The sequence below is a fragment of the Streptomyces sp. SGAir0957 genome, from assembly GCF_043523415.1.
The window spans coordinates 61,285-79,615 of sequence record NZ_CP027290.1; the positions used below are offsets into that span (position 1 = coordinate 61,285).

Consider the following 18,331-nt stretch of genomic DNA (forward strand, 5'->3'; position numbering starts at 1 on the left):
TGCCCACACGAAGAGAATGAGGACGGACATCATCATGGGCGAGAACTCGATCGAGGCGCGGCTGCTGTCCCGTATGCGACGGCGTGCGGACGCGGACCGGATCGTCCGCGGCGCCGAGGAGACCGCCGGACCGCAGCCGCTGTCGTTCGCACAGCAGCGGCTGTGGTTCCTGGACCGCCTCTCCCCCGAAAGCGCCGACTACCTGGTGCCGACGGCGCTGCGGGTCCGGGGTCCGTTGAACGTCGCGGCGCTGGAGAAGGCGCTGTCCGGCCTGGTGGCCCGGCACGAGGTACTGCGGACGGCGTTCTCGGCCGATGACGACGGCACGCCGCAGCAGGTGATCACCGCGCCCTGGCCGGTGGAGGTCACGGTGCACGACCTGCGGGGCGACGCGCACGCCGAGGATCGCGGCCGCGAGGTGCTGCGCACCGAGGCGACGCGCCCCTTCGACCTCACGTCGGGCCGGCCCCTGCGGGCGGACCTGGTACGCCTGACGGAGGACGACTCCTACCTGTCGCTCACGGTGCACCACATCGTGTCGGACGGCTGGTCCTCGGGCATCCTGGCGCGGGAACTGCGCGAGCTGTACGCGGCCGCCCTGGCCGGGAGCGACGCCTCGCTCCCGGAACTGCCCGTCCGCTACGCGGACTTCGCCGCCTGGCAGCGCGACCGGCTCACGGGACCGGCCCTGGAACGACAGCTCGGCTACTGGCGCGAGCGCCTCGCACACGCGGCGCCCCTGGAGCTGCCGACCGACCACCAGCGTCCCGCACACACGAGTGGCACCGGCGACGTAGTGACCTTCTCGGTGCCGAACGAGGTCACCGAGCGGCTGCGCGAGGCAGCGGGCCGACAGGGCGCGAGCCTGTTCATGGCACTGCTTTCGCTGTTCCAAATCGTGCTGGCCCGCTACTGCCGCCAGGACGACATCGCCGTGGGCACCCCGATCGCGGGCCGCAACCGGGCCGAGATCGAGGACGTGGTCGGCTTCTTCGTGAACACGCTGGTGATGCGGACCGACCTGTCCGGCGACCCGACGTTCACCGAACTACTCGACCGGGTCAAGGACACGGCCCTCGGCGCCTACGACCACCAGGACCTGCCCTTCGAGCGGCTGGTGGAGGAGCTGGCACCCCAGCGGGACCTCTCCCGCAACCCGCTGTTCCAGACCATGTTCGTCCTCCAGGCCCCCGGAAGCGCTGACGGCCAGACCTGGGAACTGGCCGGCACGGACGTCGAGCCGGTCGAGATCGAGCGGGGCGTGGCCAAGTTCGACCTGACGCTGACGGCGGTCGAGTCGTCGGAGGGATCGGACGGGTTGGACGGGTTGGACGGGTCGGAGGGGTCGGAGGGACTGCTCGCTGTTCTGGAGTACCGGACGGATCTGTTCGAGCGGGCGACGATCGAGCGGATGGCCGGCCACCTGGCCACCCTCGCCGCATCCGTCGCAGCCAACCCCGACGCCCACCTCTCCGAACTGAACATGCTCACGGAGCGGGAGCGTCAAGAAATCCTGGTCGACTGGAACGGTGCCACCGGCCCCTATCCCGACACCGCGACCATCCATTCTCTGATCGAGGACCGGGTGACGACGGATCCCGACGCCATCGCCATCACGCATGGGGACGAGCGGTGGACGTACGCACAGGTCAACGAGCGCGCCAACCGACTCGCCCACCACCTGCGCGACACCGGCATCACCCCGGACACCCTCATCGCGGTCTGCCTGGACCGATCCCCCGAACTGATCGCGACTCTGCTCGGCATCATGAAGGCGGGCGGCGCGTTCGTCCCGCTCGACCCCGAATACCCGACCGACCGCATCACCTACATGGTCGAGGACGCCCAGGCCCCCCTCATCATCACCAGCAGCCACCACACCGACCGGCTCCCCGCCGACACGCCGCATCTCCTCGTCGACCGCGAGTGGCCCCAGGGACCGACGACCAACCCGACACCCCTGGCCTCCCCCGACGACCTCGCCTACATCATCTACACCTCAGGCTCCACCGGCCGCCCCAAAGGCGTCGCCCTCGAACACCGCGGCGTCGTCAACTACCTCCACTGGTGCGACCAGAACTACCCCGTCACCCAACCCGGCGGCATCGGCACGATCCTCTACTCCTCCGTCACCTTCGACCTCACCATCACCGCCCTGTTCCTGCCCCTCATCCAGGGCACCCAGCTCGCCATCCCCGCACTCGAACCCGGCCAGAGCGCCTTCGACGCCGCCATCGACCTCATCCTCACCGGCACCCCCATCAGCTTCCTCAAAGCCACCCCCTCCCACCTGGAAATCCTCGCCGCACACCTCACCACCCGCCACGCCACCCACCACATCACCACCATCGTCGCCGGCGGCGAAAACCTCACCCCCGCCCTCGTCTCACAACTCCTCGACACCAGCACCACGACCACCACCATCTCCAACGAATACGGGGCCACCGAAGGCTCCGTCGCCAACGTCATGAGCCTCACCACCACCCCCGACCCCAACGGCCACACCACCACCCTCGGCCGCCCCATCACCAACACCACCACCTACGTCCTCGACCACCACAACCAACCCGCCCCCATCGGCATCCCCGGACACGCCCTCCTCGGCGGCATCTGCCTCGCCCGCAACTACCACCACCGACCCCAACTCACCCTCGAACGCTTCACCCCCAACCCCCTCAACACCCCCCACGACCCCCGCACCTACCACACCGGCGACCTCGTCACCTGGCGCCCCGACGGCACCCTCGAATTCATCGGACGCATCGACAACCAGATCAAACTCCGCGGCTACCGCATCGAACTCGGCGAAATCGAAAACGCTCTCCAGACCCACCCCCACATCCACTCCACCACCGTCACCGTCCGCGAAGACACCCCCGGCAACAAACAGCTCACCGCATACATCACCACCACACCCGGCACCACCACGCCCGCCCCGCACGAACTGCGCACCCACCTTCAGCACCAACTCCCGGACTACATGGTCCCGGCCACCTACATCGCCCTCGACCAACTCCCCCTCACCCCCAACGGCAAGATCGACACCAAAGCCCTCCCCGCACCCGGCGCCGAGCGCCCCGACCTCGACGCCGCCTTCGTAGCCCCGCGGACCACAGCCGAGCAGATCGTCACCGCCGTCTGGTCCGAGATCCTGGGTGTCGACACCATCGGGATCCACGACAACTTCTTCGAGCTGGGCGGGCATTCACTGCTCGCCACGCAGGTGACGTCCCGGTTGCGCAAGCAGCTCGGTGTCGATGTGCCGGTCCGCACGGTCTTCACCGCACCCACCCCGGCGACTCTGGCCGCGGCCGTGCGTGAACTGACGACCGCCGACGAGGCACCGCTCGTACCGGTCGACCGAGCCGACGCCGCACTGCCGCTGTCCTTCGCCCAGCAACGTCTCTGGTTCCTCGACAAGCTGACGCCGGGCAGCCCCGAGTACCTGGTGCCCTTCGCCCTGCGCCTGCGGGGCGAGCTGGACAGCGACGCCCTGGGCGCCGCGTTCACCGGCCTGGTGGCACGTCACGAGATCCTGCGGACCAGGTTCGTCACCGATGATTCCGGGCGCCCCTCACAGATGGTGGACGCGCCGTGGTCGGTCACCCCGGTGGTGCACCATGTTCGGGCCGACGCCGGTCCCGAGGACAGGGAGCGGACCGCGCAGGAGGTCATGGAGGCCGAGGCGCGGCGCCCGTTCGAGTTGGACGGCGGGCGGCTGCTGCGCGTGGATCTGGTCCCCGTCGCGGAGGACGACCGGTATCTGCTGATCACGATGCACCACATCGTGTCGGACGGCTGGTCCTCGGGCATCCTGGCGCGCGAGCTGCGCGAGCTGTACGCGGCGGCCCTGGCCGGGGGCCCGGCCGCACTTCCGGAACTCCCCCTCCAGTACGCGGACTTCGCCGTCTGGCAGCGGGAACAGCTCACGGACGACTTCCTGGAGACGCAGTTGGCCTACTGGCGTGAGCGCCTGACCGGCGTGCCGGTGCTGGAACTGCCTACGGATCACGGACGCCCCGCCGAGCGCGAGGGCGCTGCGGGCGACACCGTTCACTTCACGCTGCCGGCCGAGGTCGCGGGACAACTGCGGGAGGCTGCCCGGCGGCGTGGTGCGAGCCTGTTCATGACGCTCCTTTCGCTGTTCCAGACCGTGCTGGCCCGCTACTCCCGCCAGGACGACATCGCCGTGGGCACCCCGATCGCGGGCCGCAACCGCGCCGAGACCGAGGCCCTGATCGGCTTCTTCGTGAACACGCTGGTGATGCGGACCGACCTGTCCGGAGACCCGACGTTCACCGAACTGATCGACCGGGTCAAGGACACGGCCCTCGGCGCCTACGACCACCAGGACCTGCCGTTCGAGCGGCTCGTCGACGAGTTGGCCCCGAACCGCGACCTGTCACGCAACCCGCTGTTCCAGACCCTGTTCGTCTTCCAGAACACTCCGGACGGGGATACGTGGAGCCTGCCGGGCCTCGACGTCGAGCCGGTCGGAGTGGGCGGTCAGGACGCGAAGTTCGACCTTCAGCTGACGGCTGCGGAGTCCGGCGGCAAGGTGCTGGCGGCGCTGGAGTACCGGACGGATCTGTTCGAGCGGGCGACGATCGAGCGGATGGCCGGCCACCTGGCCACCCTCGCCGCATCCGTCGCAGCCAACCCCGACGCCCACCTCTCCGAACTGAACATGCTCACGGAGCGGGAGCGTCAAGAAATCCTGGTCGACTGGAACGGCGCCACCGGCCCCTACCCCGACACCGCCACCATCCACTCCCTCATCGAGGACCGGGTGACGACGGATCCCGACGCCATCGCCATCACGCATGGGGACGAGCGGTGGACGTACGCGCAGGTCAACGAGCGCGCCAACCGACTCGCCCACCACCTGCGCGACACCGGCATCACCCCGGACACCCTCATCGCGGTCTGCCTCGACCGCTCCCCCGAACTGATCGCCACCCTGCTCGGCATCATGAAAGCCGGCGGCGCATTCGTCCCGCTCGACCCCGAATACCCGACCGACCGCATCACCTACATGGTCGACGACGCCCAGGCCCCCCTCATCATCACCAGCAGCCACCACACCGACCGGCTACCCGCCGACACGCCGCGTCTCCTGGTCGACCGCGAGTGGCCCCAGGGACCGACGACCAACCCGACACCCCTGGCCTCCCCCGACGACCTCGCCTACATCATCTACACCTCAGGCTCCACCGGCCGCCCCAAAGGCGTCGCCCTCGAACACCGCGGCGTCGTCAACTACCTCCACTGGTGCGACCAGAACTACCCCGTCACCCAACCCGGCGGCATCGGCACGATCTTGTACTCGTCCGTCACCTTCGACCTCACCATCACCGCTCTGTTCCTGCCCCTCATCCAGGGCACCCAGCTCGCCATCCCCGCACTCGAACCCGGCCAGAGCGCCTTCGACGCCGCCATCGACCTCATCCTCACCGGCACCCCCATCAGCTTCCTCAAAGCCACCCCCTCCCACCTCGAAATCCTCGCCGCACACCTCACCACCCGCCACGCCACCCACCACATCACCACCATCGTCGCCGGCGGCGAAAACCTCACCCCCGCCCTCGTCTCACAACTCCTCGACACCAGCACCACGACCACCACCATCTCCAACGAATACGGGGCCACCGAAGGCTCCGTCGCCAACGTCATGAGCCTCACCACCACCCCCGACCCCAACGGCCACACCACCACCCTCGGCCGCCCCATCACCAACACCACCACCTACGTCCTCGACCACCACAACCAACCCGCCCCCATCGGCATCCCCGGACACGCCCTCCTCGGCGGCATCTGCCTCGCCCGCAACTACCACCACCGACCCCAACTCACCCTCGAACGCTTCACCCCCAACCCCCTCAACACCCCCCACGACCCCCGCACCTACCACACCGGCGACCTCGTCACCTGGCGCCCCGACGGCACCCTCGAATTCATCGGACGCATCGACAACCAGATCAAACTCCGCGGCTACCGCATCGAACTCGGCGAAATCGAGAACGCTCTCCAGACCCACCCCCACGTCCACTCCACCACCGTCACCGTCCGCGAAGACACCCCCGGCAACAAACAGCTCACCGCATACATCACCACCACACCCGGCACCACCACGCCCGCCCCGCACGAACTGCGCACCCACCTTCAGCACCAGCTCCCGGACTACATGGTCCCGGCCACCTACATCGCCCTCGACCAACTCCCCCTCACCCCCAACGGCAAGGTCGACACCAAGGCCCTCCCCGCACCGGGCCCCGAGCGCCCCGACCTCGCCAACAGCTACACCGCCCCCCACACCGACACCGAGCGCACCCTCGCCTCGGTGTGGAGCGACATCCTCGGCATCGAGACCGTCGGCATCCACGACAACTTCTTCGAGCTGGGCGGCGACTCGATCATCAGCATCCAGATGATCGCCAGGGCGAAGAAGTTCGGCCTTCATCTCACCCCGCGCATGATCTTCAAGCACCAGACGATCGCCGAGATCGCGGTCCACGCCGGCGCGACCGCCTCCGTCGACGCGGAGCAGGGCCGTGTGGTGGGCGACGTACCGCTGACGCCGATCCAGCACTGGCTCTTCGAGAAGGAGCTGCCGGCCTTCGACCACTTCAACCAGGCCGAGCTGCTGGCCACCGACTCCTTGGACCCCGATGTCCTGCGGCTGGCGCTGACCGATCTGATCGAGCACCACGACGCTCTGCGCCTGCGCTGCGAGAGCGGTGCGGACGGCTGGCGTCAGTACCTGGACGACGAGTCGGTGGACAGCGGCGTCCTCGACGTCCACGATCTGTCCGGTGTCTCCGCCGACGCGCTGAGCTCGGTCTCGCTCGGGATCGCTGAGGAGACCCAGCAGGGCCTCGACCTGGCGAAGGGACCCCTCATCAGGTGCGCCCTGCTGGAGCTGGGCGCGGCGCGGGGGCAGCGGTTGCTCATCGCCGTGCACCACCTGGCGGTCGACGGGGTGTCCTGGCGGATCCTCCTGGAGGACCTGGGCAGTTGCTACGAGCAGCGCGCCGCCGGAAGGACGCCGCGGCTGCCCGCTAAGACGACGTCCTTCCGGGCCTGGGCGGAACGGCTGCGCGCATTCGCGACGTCGGACGCGGCGCGCGCCGAGTTCGCGTACTGGGCGGAGCCGAAGCCCGGCGGACAGGTTCCGCGTGACCGGGACGGGCGCAACGACCTGGGCTCGGCGTCCACCGTCGCGGCGACGCTCACCCCCGACGAGACACGCGCCCTGCTCCGGGACGTGCCCCGTGCCTTCAGCACGCAGATCAACGACGCGCTGCTCACCGCCCTCGCTCAGGCGCTGCGGGACTGGACGGGCGACGACGAGACGCTGATCGGTCTGGAGGGGCACGGCCGCGAGGACCTGTTCCCCGACGTCGACCTGTCGCGGACCGTCGGCTGGTTCACGTCCGTGTTCCCCGTCGCGCTGCGACTCGCTCCGGGTGCGGGTCCGGTCGCGTCGCTCGACTCCGTCAGGGAGCAGCTGGGACGGATCCCGAACAAGGGCGTCGGCTACGGCATCCTGCGTCATCTCGGGGCAGCGGACGTGGCGTCCGTTCTGGGCAGGCAGCCGGTTCCCGAGGTCAACTTCAACTACCTGGGGCAGTTCGGCCGGGACCTCCCCGGCATCGGCCGGTACGCCCCCGCCGACGAGCCCAAGGGCCACTCGATCAGCCCCGACGGCCTGCGCTGGAACGTCCTCGACGTGACCGCGGCCGTCGAGGGCGACACGTTCGGGGTGTATGTCGGCTACTCGACGGCGCTGCACGACCGGGAGACCGTCGAGCGGCTGGCCGCCGGAGTACTCGGCCACCTGCGCACGCTGATCGCCGGCAGCGCCGAAGGCGCCGCCGAATCCCGCCGGACCGCCCCCGGCGTCCCCCTCACCGACGTCGGCGACACCGACATGGCCGCGATCCTGAAGAGGTTCTCGATATGAGCACGCACAACGTGGAAGACGTCTACGGGCTCTCGCCCCTGCAGTTCGGGATGCTGTTCCACTCGCTGGAGGACACGTCCGACACGCGCCCGTACATGGTGCAGATGACGGAGGAGGTCGAGGGCCGCTTCGACGACGCGCTGTTCGGGCAGGCGTGGCAGCAGCTCGTCGACCGGCACGCGATTCTGCGCAGCGCGTTCGTGTGGGAAGGCGTGTCGGAACCGGTGCAGGTGGTGCAGCGCCGGGCCCCCGTGCCCTTCGTCGTACGGGACCTGCGCGGCCTGCCCGACCAGGAGCAGCGACTGGACGCCTTCCTCGCCGAGGACTGGGAGCGCGGCTTCGACCTGTCGCGGGCGCCACTGGTGCGGGTGACTGTGCTGCGGACGGCGGAGGAACGGCGTTACGTCGTCTGGTCGTTCCATCACATCCTGCTGGACGGGTGGAGCGTGCAGATCCTCCAGAAGGAGTTGTTCGCCCTCTACCGCGGGCTCCTCGACGGCACACCCGCCGCGCTGCCGCCGGCCGCTCCGTACCGCCGCTACATCGAGTGGCTCAACGCCCAACAGGACGACGCGTCGGCCGAGTTCTGGAAGAGCTACCTGGCCGGGGTGGACGAGCCGACCGACCTGCACGTGGACCGCGACACCGGGGACACGGGCGTCGGGGAGTACGAAGTGGTCGCCTCGCCCGAACTGTTCGCACGGGCCCGTGACTACGCCCGGTCGCAGCGGATCACGATGAACACCCTGGTGCAGGGGTTGTGGTCGATCCTGCTCTCCCGCTACAGCCGCCGCGACGAAGTGCTGTTCGGTTCGACCATCTCGGGCCGCTCGATCGCGCTGCCGGGTGTCGACTCGATGATGGGGCTGTTCATCAACACGCTCCCCGTGCGCGGCCGGCTCACCGGTGACATGGGGGTCGCCGGCTGGCTGCGCGATCTCCAGGACGAGCAGCTGGAGATGCGGCAGTGGGAGTACTGCCACCTGGTCGACGTGCAGAAGCACAGCAGCATCGAACGCGGCGAGCCGCTGTTCCGGTCCATCCTGGTCTTCGAGAACTACCCGGTGGTGCAGAAGCCGTCCGACGTCCCCGAGGGCCTGACCCGGCGTCTGGTCAACTGCGTCGAGCGCACGGGCTATCCGCTCACCCTGGTCGCGTCGGCGGGCCGCGCCCTGGAGTTCCGCTTCGTGTACGACCGGAGCCGCTTCGACGCGGCGACAATCGAGCGGATGGCCGGTCATCTGCGCACCCTGCTGGAGTCCGTCGTGGCGGCTCCCGCTGCGCGCATCGCTGAGTTGAACATGCTCACGGAGCGGGAACGTCAAGAAATCCTGGTCGACTGGAACGGTGCCACCGGCCCCTATCCCGACACCGCGACCATCCATTCTCTGATCGAGGACCGGGTGACGACGGATCCCGACGCCATCGCCATCACGCATGGGGACGAGCGGTGGACGTACGCACAGGTCAACGAGCGCGCCAACCAACTCGCCCACCACCTGCGCGACACCGGCATCACCCCGGACACCCTCATCGCGGTCTGCCTGGACCGATCCCCCGAACTGATCGCGACTCTGCTCGGCATCATGAAGGCGGGCGGCGCGTTCGTCCCGCTCGACCCCGAATACCCGACCGACCGCATCACCTACATGGTCGAGGACGCCCAGGCCCCCCTCATCATCACCAGCAGCCACCACACCGACCGGCTCCCCGCCGACACGCCGCATCTCCTCGTCGACCGCGAGTGGCCCCAGGGACCGACGACCAACCCGACACCCCTGGCCTCCCCCGACGACCTCGCCTACATCATCTACACCTCAGGCTCCACCGGCCGCCCCAAAGGCGTCGCCCTCGAACACCGCGGCGTCGTCAACTACCTCCACTGGTGCGACCAGAACTACCCCGTCACCCAACCCGGCGGCATCGGCACGATCCTCTACTCCTCCGTCACCTTCGACCTCACCATCACCGCCCTGTTCCTGCCCCTCATCCAGGGCACCCAGCTCGCCATCCCCGCACTCGAACCCGGCCAGAGCGCCTTCGACGCCGCCATCGACCTCATCCTCACCGGCACCCCCATCAGCTTCCTCAAAGCCACCCCCTCCCACCTGGAAATCCTCGCCGCACACCTCACCACCCGCCACGCCACCCACCACATCACCACCATCGTCGCCGGCGGCGAAAACCTCACCCCCGCCCTCGTCTCACAACTCCTCGACACCAGCACCACGACCACCACCATCTCCAACGAATACGGGGCCACCGAAGGCTCCGTCGCCAACGTCATGAGCCTCACCACCACCCCCGACCCCAACGGCCACACCACCACCCTCGGCCGCCCCATCACCAACACCACCACCTACGTCCTCGACCACCACAACCAACCCGCCCCCATCGGCATCCCCGGACACGCCCTCCTCGGCGGCATCTGCCTCGCCCGCAACTACCACCACCGACCCCAACTCACCCTCGAACGCTTCACCCCCAACCCCCTCAACACCACTGGCGACCCCCGCACCTACCACACCGGCGACCTCGTCACCTGGCGCCCCGACGGCACCCTCGAATTCATCGGACGCATCGACAACCAGATCAAACTCCGCGGCTACCGCATCGAACTCGGCGAAATCGAGAACGCCCTCAACACCCACCCCCACATCCACTCCACCACCGTCACCCTCCGCGAAGACACCCCCGGCAACAAACAACTCACCGCATACATCGTCACGAACGAGCAGGTCGACAACGACGCCCTGCGCACACATCTCCGGCAGCAACTCCCGGACTACATGGTCCCGGCCACCTACGTGACCCTCGACCAACTCCCCCTCACCCCCAACGGCAAGGTCGACACCAAGGCCCTCCCCGCACCGGGCCCCGAGCGCCCCGACCTCGCCAACGCCTACACCGCCCCGCGTTCCGACACCGAGCGCATCCTGGCGGCCATCTGGGCGGACGTGCTCGGAATCGAGACCGTCGGCGTGCACGACAACTTCTTCGCGCTCGGCGGGCAGTCGATCAGCGCGGTGCGGATGGCGTCGCGGATTCGGGAGGCGGGGCTGCCCGTCGCCCTTCAGCAGATCATGCGGCATCCGACGGTGGCCGATCTGGCCGCCGTGCTGGACGCACCGAGGGTGAACGCGGGGACAGGGCCCGGCGGGCTGGTCGTCCTGCTCTCGTCCGAGGACGACCCCGCTCTGCCCCGGCTGTTCTGCGTGCATCCCGGCGGCGGCAGCACCCATCCGTACCGGGCGCTCGCGCAGCGCCTGGCAGGGGCGTTCACCGTGTACGGGGTCCAGGCACCGGGCCTGAACGAGGGTGAGTCGCCGCTCGTCGGCTTCGAGGCCGTCGCGGAGCGCTACTGGCGGGAGATCCGCCGGGTGCAGCCGGAGGGCCCGTGCACGCTCCTCGGCTGGTCGACCGGCGCGGTGATCGCGCACGCGATGGGGGTGCGTGACCCGCAAGCGGTGGCCGCCCTGCTGCTGTTGGAGCCGGCGGTCACCGGGGACGACCAGCAGGACCGGTTCCAGCGGCACGCCGAGGTGTACCGCCGGGTGCACGACCTGTGGCGGCTGGGCCAGGACCAGACCGGGGACCGGCGTGCCGCCACGGAGCGGGTGATGAAGTCGCTGGCTCCGGAGATGAACATCGAGGAGTCGGCGATCACGCTCGACGAGTGGCTGCCCTACGCGGTCCTGGAGGCCGAGGTGCGCTCACTCGCCGCCTACCGGCCCGAGGGCTCTGCGGTACCCGCGACGCTGTTCGTCAGCGACACGGTGCGGCATGGCAGTGGCGACGAGGTGCCGCGGGCCCGGTACGTCGCCCACTGGCAGGGGCTCTATCCGCTGGGCCTGGACGTCCGCTCGATGCCGGGTCGCCACATGGAGATGGTCAAGGGTGAGGAGCAGGTGGCCTTGCTGGCCGCGGCCCTGCGCGAGACCGTGCCGGACAGCGCCGGCAGTGCGGCCGGGGTGTTGTTGCCGGTCTGACAGGTAGCAGCACGACGGAGCCGCTCCCCGTTCACGCGGGGGGCGGCTCTTTGCTGCCCGGGTCAGGTGTCGGGTCCGTGGACGCGGGAACGCCCCGGTCCCGGGGTTTCTCCGGTGGGAGCGGAGGAACCCCGGGACCGGGGCGAAGAGGCGTCGGCGCGCGGCGGTCAGCTCACCAGCGGGTCAACGCGGGGAAGAAGCCGGGCACTTCGACGGCGCGGCCGGTCTCCACGGCGGTCCGGTAGATGTGGCAGCCGACCGCCAGGTCCAGGACGCCGAGGCCGAACGGGGAGAAGACGGTCGGCCGGTCGCGGTCGAGGACGACCGTGCCGCGCAGGACGTCGGCGAGGGTGCCGTCGATGAAGTCGCGGGTGCCGTACTCCGTCTCGGTGAGGTGGGGGGAGGTCTGGGCTTTCAGGCAGTGGTCGATGTCGTCCAGGATGTTGTGGCACTTGACCATGACCGTGGGATGGATGTCGCGCAGGGACAGGTTGAGGATGAGCTGGTCCGGCAGCAGGGTCTGGCCGTCCGCGAGCCAGGGCGTCGGCGCGGTGGTGGCGAGGACGACCAGGTCGGCGGTGGCCAGGGCCGCGTCGATCTCGGTCACGGCTCTGGCCTGCCATCCGTGGGTGTCGGCGGTGTAGGAGGCGAACTTCTCGGCGTAGGCGTCCACATGGTCGTGGACGAGGCACTCGCGGACGTTGAGGCCGCGGGCGGCGAGGAAGTCGGAGACTGTGCGGCCGATGACGCCTGCGCCGACGAAGAGGACCGTGCGGGGCGCCTCGCCGGGGGCGAGGGTCTCCACGGCGAGCGCGGCGGAGGCGGCGGTGCGGGCGGCGCTGATGAGGGACGCTTCGAGGCAGGCGAACGGGTAGCCGGTCTCCGCGTCGTTGAGGAGCAGGACGGCGGAGGCCCGGGGAAGGTTCTGCCGTACGTTCTCCGGGTAGCTGGCGATCCACTTCAGGCCGGACAGGGGGGCGTCGCCGCCGAGGTGGGCGGGGAGGGCGATGATGCGGGCGCCGGGGTTGTCGGGGAAGCGCAGGAAGTAGCTGTCGGGGTTCACGGTGGCGCCGCGGCTGTGCTGGAGGTAAGTGTCCCGCACGATCTCCAGGATCTCCGCGGGCGCGGAGGTGATGACGTCCTGGGCGACGGTGCCGTCGATCACATGAAAAGTCGACATGCGTGGGTGCCTTTCGCGGGTGGGAGAAGTGCGGGACGGTGATCAGGCGAGGACACCGAGGTGGCTGTCCACCCAGGCGTCGTTGTAGACCGTGCCGAGGTAGCGTTCGCCGAGGTCGGGTGAGATGGCGGCGATGCGGGAGCCGGCGGGGAACGCGTCGGCGCGCTGGCGGATCGCGGCCAGGACGGATCCGGTGGACCCGCCGACGAGCAGCCCGTGGGTGCGGGCGAGCAGCCGGCACTCGTGGACCGCGTCCTCCTCCGCGACGAGCACGACCTCGTCGGCGAGGCCGGGTTCGAACAGCTCAGGGACGCGGCTGGCGCCGAGGCCCGGGATGCGGCGGGGTCCGGGCGGGGCGCCGAAGATGATGGAGCCGAGGGCGTCGACGGCGACGATCCGGGTGCCGGGCGAGTACTCGCGCAGGTAGCGGGAGCAGCCGACGAAGGTACCGGTGGAGCCCGCGCCGACGAACAGGTAGTCGATGTGCTGGAGCTCTTTCAGCAGGGTGCGTGCGGTCTGCTCGTAGTGGGCCCGGGGGTTGGCCGGGTTGGCGTACTGGTTGAGCCACACCACGGAGGGGTCGGCCTCGACGCGCCGCCGGATGTGGGCGATGCGGGACTGGAGGAAGCCGCCGTTGGCGTCGACGGTGTCCACGACGACGACCTCGGCGCCGAGGGCGCGCATGTGGTCGATGCTGGTGGCGTTGGTGTTGGGGTCGACGACGCAGGTGAAGGGGTATCCCTTGGTGGCGCAGATGGAGCTGAGGGCGATGCCGAGGTTCCCGGAGGACGACTCGATGACGCGGGCGCCGGGGGTGAGGACCCCGCGGTGCTCGGCGTCCTCGATCAGGCTCAGGGCCGTCTTGAGCTTGACCGAGCCGGCCGGGTTGAGCCCCTCGATCTTGAGGAAGACGTCGGCGCCGGGGACGATGCGGGCCAGCCGGACGAAGAGGTCGTCGGTGACCAGCTCATAGGTGTGCTCGTAGATCACGACTCGGGCCTCCACAGGTCCTCGGGCCCGGTCTCGCCGGCCGCGTATCGGCCGAGCGAGCTGACGGCCATGCGCATCTCCAGGGCCATGGCGTCCAGCAGGCGTTCGAGTCCGTGGTCCGGGTCCTCGTCGGCGGCGACGAGCGCGGCGCGGCCGAGGCCGACGGCGCGGGCGCCGAGGGCGAGCAGCTTGACGGCGCGCATGCCCTCCCAGACACGTCCGCTGGCGAGCAGGGTGCGGCCGGCGGGGTCCACCCGGCGCAGGCACTCGGCGAGCGGGAGTCCGACGTGGCCGAGGAAGCCGGTGGGGGCCCAGCCGGTGCCGCCCTCGGCGCCGTCGACGGTGACGGCGTGGGCGCCCGCCTCCCAGGCGACGGCGGCGGCACGGCCGACGTCCCGGCCGGGGAAGAGCTTCACCCAGCAGCGGGCGCGCGGGTAGTTGTTGCGCATGAGCTGGATCTGCCGGCGGAAGATCTCCTCGGTGAAGGTGCCGGGGCTGGAGCAGCGCAGGACCGCTCCCCCGTCGGGGGCGAGGCGTTCGACGGCGTACTGCCCGTCGAGGTCGGCGGCGACCGTCTCGCTGATCATGGTGAGGCCGCCGAGGCCGGGCTTGGCGCCCTGGCCGACCTTCATCTCGAAGCCGAGGCGGCCGGTGGCGAGGAGTCCGGAGACGGCGGGGTCGCTGTAGACCTGGTTCCAGACCTCGGAGTCGGCGTCCTCGGTGCTCTGCTGGACGCAGATGCCGCCGACCCCGTCGGGGAGTTCCTCGCAGTAGGCGAGGATGCGTTCGAGGAGGCCCTTGCGGTGGTCGTCGCCGCTGCTGCGGAACCCGTTCATGGGGGCGACGTTCTCGCCGATGACCATGGGGATGCCGAGGCGTCCGGCCTGGCGGCTGAGGGCGAGGCTGGTGCCGGCGACGCGGGTGGACCCGAGGGCCGACACGTACACGGGCACCGGGGCGTCGAAGCCGCCGAGGGCGGTGGTGAGGCGGACGTCGGAGTAGAGGGGTTCGCGGCCGAGGTCGATGAGTTCGGCGAGGCGGCCGGGCATGAAGACGGGCGGGGCCAGGCGCAGTGCGTCGATCTCGTCGCCGGGCTCGGGGGTGCCGCCGAAGACGGCGGTGCCGTAGCTTTCGGCCGGCGGGAAGACGGCGGCGGCTCCGGCGCGGGCGCGGGCGCGGATGGCGTCCTCGGGCAGGCCGGGTGCGGTCAGGTAGGTCACGGGGACACGACCCCCGCGAGCTTCGGGAAGGCCGTGGCCTGCCAGACGGAGTCGAGCCCCGCGACCCAGCGGGTGAGGCGTTCCAGGCCGATGCCGAAGCCGGCGCTGCGGGGGATGCCGTGTCGGGCGACGTCGAGGTACCAGGCGTACTTGGAGGGGTTCTCGCCGGTCTCCCGCATCCGGGTGACCAGGGCGGCGTACGCGTTCTCGCGCTCGCTGCCGCTGCACAGTTCGCCGCAGGACTCGGGGGCGATCAGGTCGAAGTTGAGCAGGGTGCCGGGCTCGGCGGGGCTCTCCTTGTCGTAGAAGCCGCGGGAGCCCTTGGGGTAGCCGACGATGAAGAACGGGGCGTCGGCCTGGCGGGAGATGCGCTCCTCGGCCTCCCACTCGATCTCCGTGCCGGCGGCCTGCGGGTAGCCGTCGCTGCGCAGGCGTTCGACGACCTCGCCGTGCGGGACGCGGGCGAAGGGCTTCGCGACGAAGCGGCGCAGGGTGTCGGGGTCCCGGCCGAGGACGGCGAGGTCGGCGGCGCACTCGTCGGCGACGGTGGTGACGGCGTGGCGGACGAGCCCTTCGGCGATGTCCATGGCGTCGTCGCGGGTCGCGCCGGAGTACTCGACGTCGATCTGCCGGAACTCGGAGAGGTGGCGGTGGGTGGAGCTGGTCTCCACCGGCTCCAGGCGGACGTTGGGCGCGACGAGGAAGATGCGGTCGTAGGCGAGCAGGGACGCCTGCTTGTAGAGGATGGCGCTGGTCATCAGCTTGTAGCGGTGGCCGTAGTAGTCGATGTCCACCTGCTTGGCACCGCGCGAGCCGGGGTCGGTGACGGGGCCGATGATCGGGTGGGCCATCTCCACCGCGTCGTCGGCGCGGAGGTAGGCCCGCGCACCCGCGACCAGGGCCTGCTGCACGCGCAGGGCCGCCCGGGTGCGGGGGTCGCGCAGGTGCTCGAGCGGCGAGGGCAGGGCGGGAGCGGCGGCGGGTGTCAGGGGGTGATCGATCTGGAGCGTCATGTCGGTCCTTGTCCGGTCGACGTACGGTTCACCGGCCCGGGAGGGCGGCGGGAGGGGAGAGTTGACGGGTGGTCAGCTCGCTCGGGCGAGCGAGTCGGCGGCTCCGTCGTAACGTGTCTTGACGTGTTGGAGCGCGCGCATCAGCCCCGACGAGGTCAGGCGCCGGGAGCGGTGCACGGTGGCGGTGGGGCCGAGCGGCAGCGATCCGGTGTCGGACCACTCCAGGCGGCCCTGCTCGCCGATGACGCTGCGGGTGCGGCCCGCGTTGTCGGGGTGCAGGCAGAAGGGGACGTCGAGGTAGCCGCGGGCGAAGGCCCGGACGAGGGCCTGCCCGAGGTCGTCGTGCAGGCCGAGGACGGCCTCCACGAGGGCGCGGGCCTCCTCCTCGATGCCGGTGGACGGCGGCGGGGCGGTGCGGCGCGCGGAGTGTGCGGCCCCGGTCGCCGTCTCCAGCGCCGTCACGTTCTCGGCGATCGACGGGATGCGGGCGGCCTCGGCGGCCGTCTTGACGATGAGGCGTGCGGCGCCGGTGCGCACCGCGAGCCGGGCCGCGTCCGCGACGAGGGCCAGCGCGCCCGGCCGGGTCTCCGGGTAGACGCCCATGTAGGCGTAGATCACCACGTGCCAGGAGGTGTCCGGGAGGTGTTCGCCGGCCAGGGCGCGCAGGGCGTGGACGGCTTCGACGTCCTGGCTCGCACTGGTCTGCTGGGCGTAGCTCAGGGAGATGCTGCGCAGGCCGTTCTGGCGGAAGAACATGCCTTCCAGGACGGAGAGGGCGATGAGCAGCGACGGCGGGCAGAGCTGGCCCAGCATGCACCCGCCGAAGCTCTCCAGGTGCGGTTCGGCGCCGGACGCCCGGAGCGCGCCGAGCCTTTGGCACGCCTCGCGCCATGCCCGCACGGAGGTGGCGAGCGGGGTGCGGCCGTAGGGCAGGCAGTACGAGACCGGGCCGCCCTCGGTGGCGTCGAGTCCGGCGTCGATCAGTGCCTCGACGATGCGGCCGGGCTGTGCGGAGCCGTGCCGTACCTGGACGGGGAAGTCCTCGCCGCGGACGCCGTCGAGCAGCCCGGTGGTGGTCGCGACGGGCATGCTCACGAGCGGGTAGCCGTTCAGCGGGTGTCCCTGGGCGGCGGCGCGGGCGGCGGCGGCGTAGTCGCCGACGCGGGTGAAGCTGTCGAGGGTGAGGGTGCCGACGGTGGTGGCGTCGGCGTCACGGGTGGCGAGCAGACCGGCGCGCATCCTGGCGGGGTCCGCGAAGCCCATGCGGGGCTGGACGACGAGCGTGCCGGAGCGCGCGGCGGCGGCCATGAAGCGGTGGAAGGAGCCACCGGCTGCGGGGCCGGTGCGCGCTCCCACGCCGGCGGGGGCGCGGTCAGCGGGCGGCATGGGCGTGGACCCTTCCCTGCGCGGGCTGCGACAGGGAGTCGAGCAGGGCGAGCAGCCGCGGTACGGCCTTCGGCCCGGTCAGGACGGCGTCGAAGCCGGCCTCGGTCAGCTCGGGGTGGGCGTCGGGGACGGTGGACCCCTCGGTGTCGAGCTTGCCGCCGATGACGAGCGGCACGTGGGTGAGGACGGGCTCGGCGCGTACCGCGCGGGCCAGGGCCGGGGCCTCCTCCGCGCCGTGGCCGTTGACGGTGCTCACGACGATGAGGCCGGGGGGCCGCGCCGCGGACTCGGTGACCAGGGTGGCGACCGGGACGCAGGCACCGAGGTTGGTGACCTCCCATCCCTGTTCCTCCAGGACGAGTTGGAGGAAGAGCAGATTCCAGGTGTGCGAGTCCGAGGGAATGGTGCTCAGGACCGCGTGGGGCGGGCTCTCCGAAGGCTGGTGACGCACGTACACGACCGGCTTTCCTCTCGACACCATAGGGGGCCGCGACCGTTGCGATCGGGCCGGTCATCCGGACCCGCCCCGACCTGATCGAGCCCTCGAAGTCGCTGCCCCCGCAGGGGCGTTGGGCGGCACTTCGGTGAGT

Annotated in this window: 7 protein-coding genes and 1 pseudogene; 2 read left to right on the forward strand and 6 right to left on the reverse strand. The window is 70.5% G+C overall.

Translation table 11 applies throughout. The features are described 5' to 3' along the window. Window positions 1–64 precede the first annotated feature (64 nt). Window positions 65–7,963 (forward strand): annotated as a pseudogene (locus C1N81_RS00790) (amino acid adenylation domain-containing protein); the annotation flags it as partial. After that, on the forward strand, window positions 7,960–11,952 hold the full coding sequence (locus tag C1N81_RS00795) for an amino acid adenylation domain-containing protein (protein ID WP_394425667.1): 3,993 nt from the start codon (window positions 7,960–7,962) through the stop codon (window positions 11,950–11,952). The pseudogene C1N81_RS00790 and the gene C1N81_RS00795, both read left to right, overlap by 4 nt. Window positions 11,953–12,124: 172 nt before the next feature. Here the strand turns inward: C1N81_RS00795 and sbnB are convergent, their stop codons facing one another. The 6 genes from sbnB to C1N81_RS00825 all read right to left on the reverse strand — a co-directional run bounded on the left by sbnB (window position 12,125) and on the right by C1N81_RS00825 (window position 18,198). Then, entirely contained in the window at window positions 12,125–13,132 is a 1,008-nt protein-coding gene (gene sbnB, locus C1N81_RS00800) for a 2,3-diaminopropionate biosynthesis protein SbnB (RefSeq protein WP_394425668.1), read from the reverse strand. A gap of 42 nt (window positions 13,133–13,174) precedes the next feature. Further along, window positions 13,175–14,122, reverse strand: a complete 948-nt coding sequence (gene sbnA / locus C1N81_RS00805; RefSeq protein WP_394425670.1) for a 2,3-diaminopropionate biosynthesis protein SbnA — start codon at window positions 14,120–14,122, stop codon at window positions 13,175–13,177. Further along, the gene (locus C1N81_RS00810; RefSeq protein ID WP_394425672.1) at window positions 14,119–15,342 is read right to left on the reverse strand and encodes a glutamate synthase-related protein; all 1,224 of its coding nucleotides are present in this window, start codon (window positions 15,340–15,342) and stop codon (window positions 14,119–14,121) included. Before C1N81_RS00810 ends, sbnA begins: the two co-directional genes overlap by 4 nt. Further along, a complete protein-coding gene (locus C1N81_RS00815) occupies window positions 15,339–16,355 on the reverse strand; it encodes an asparagine synthetase A (protein ID WP_394425673.1) in 1,017 nt (338 codons plus the stop codon). Before C1N81_RS00815 ends, C1N81_RS00810 begins: the two co-directional genes overlap by 4 nt. A gap of 72 nt (window positions 16,356–16,427) precedes the next feature. Further along, on the reverse strand, window positions 16,428–17,741 hold the full coding sequence (locus C1N81_RS00820) for a methylaspartate mutase (RefSeq protein WP_394425674.1): 1,314 nt from the start codon (window positions 17,739–17,741) through the stop codon (window positions 16,428–16,430). After that, window positions 17,728–18,198, reverse strand: a complete 471-nt coding sequence (locus tag C1N81_RS00825; RefSeq protein ID WP_394425676.1) for a cobalamin B12-binding domain-containing protein — start codon at window positions 18,196–18,198, stop codon at window positions 17,728–17,730. The genes C1N81_RS00820 and C1N81_RS00825 overlap by 14 nt, the downstream gene beginning before the upstream one ends. Window positions 18,199–18,331: the final 133 nt, after the last annotated feature.

Bases quoted from the DNA above. Each gene is read 5' to 3' on its own strand.
- C1N81_RS00795 (WP_394425667.1), top strand. From the start codon at position 7,960: ATGAGCACGCACAACGTGGAAGACGTCTACGGGCTCTCGCCCCTGCAG.
- sbnB (WP_394425668.1), bottom strand. From the start codon at position 13,132: ATGTCGACTTTTCATGTGATCGACGGCACCGTCGCCCAGGACGTCATC.
- C1N81_RS00815 (WP_394425673.1), bottom strand. From the start codon at position 16,355: ATGACGCTCCAGATCGATCACCCCCTGACACCCGCCGCCGCTCCCGCC.
- C1N81_RS00820 (WP_394425674.1), bottom strand. From the start codon at position 17,741: ATGCCGCCCGCTGACCGCGCCCCCGCCGGCGTGGGAGCGCGCACCGGC.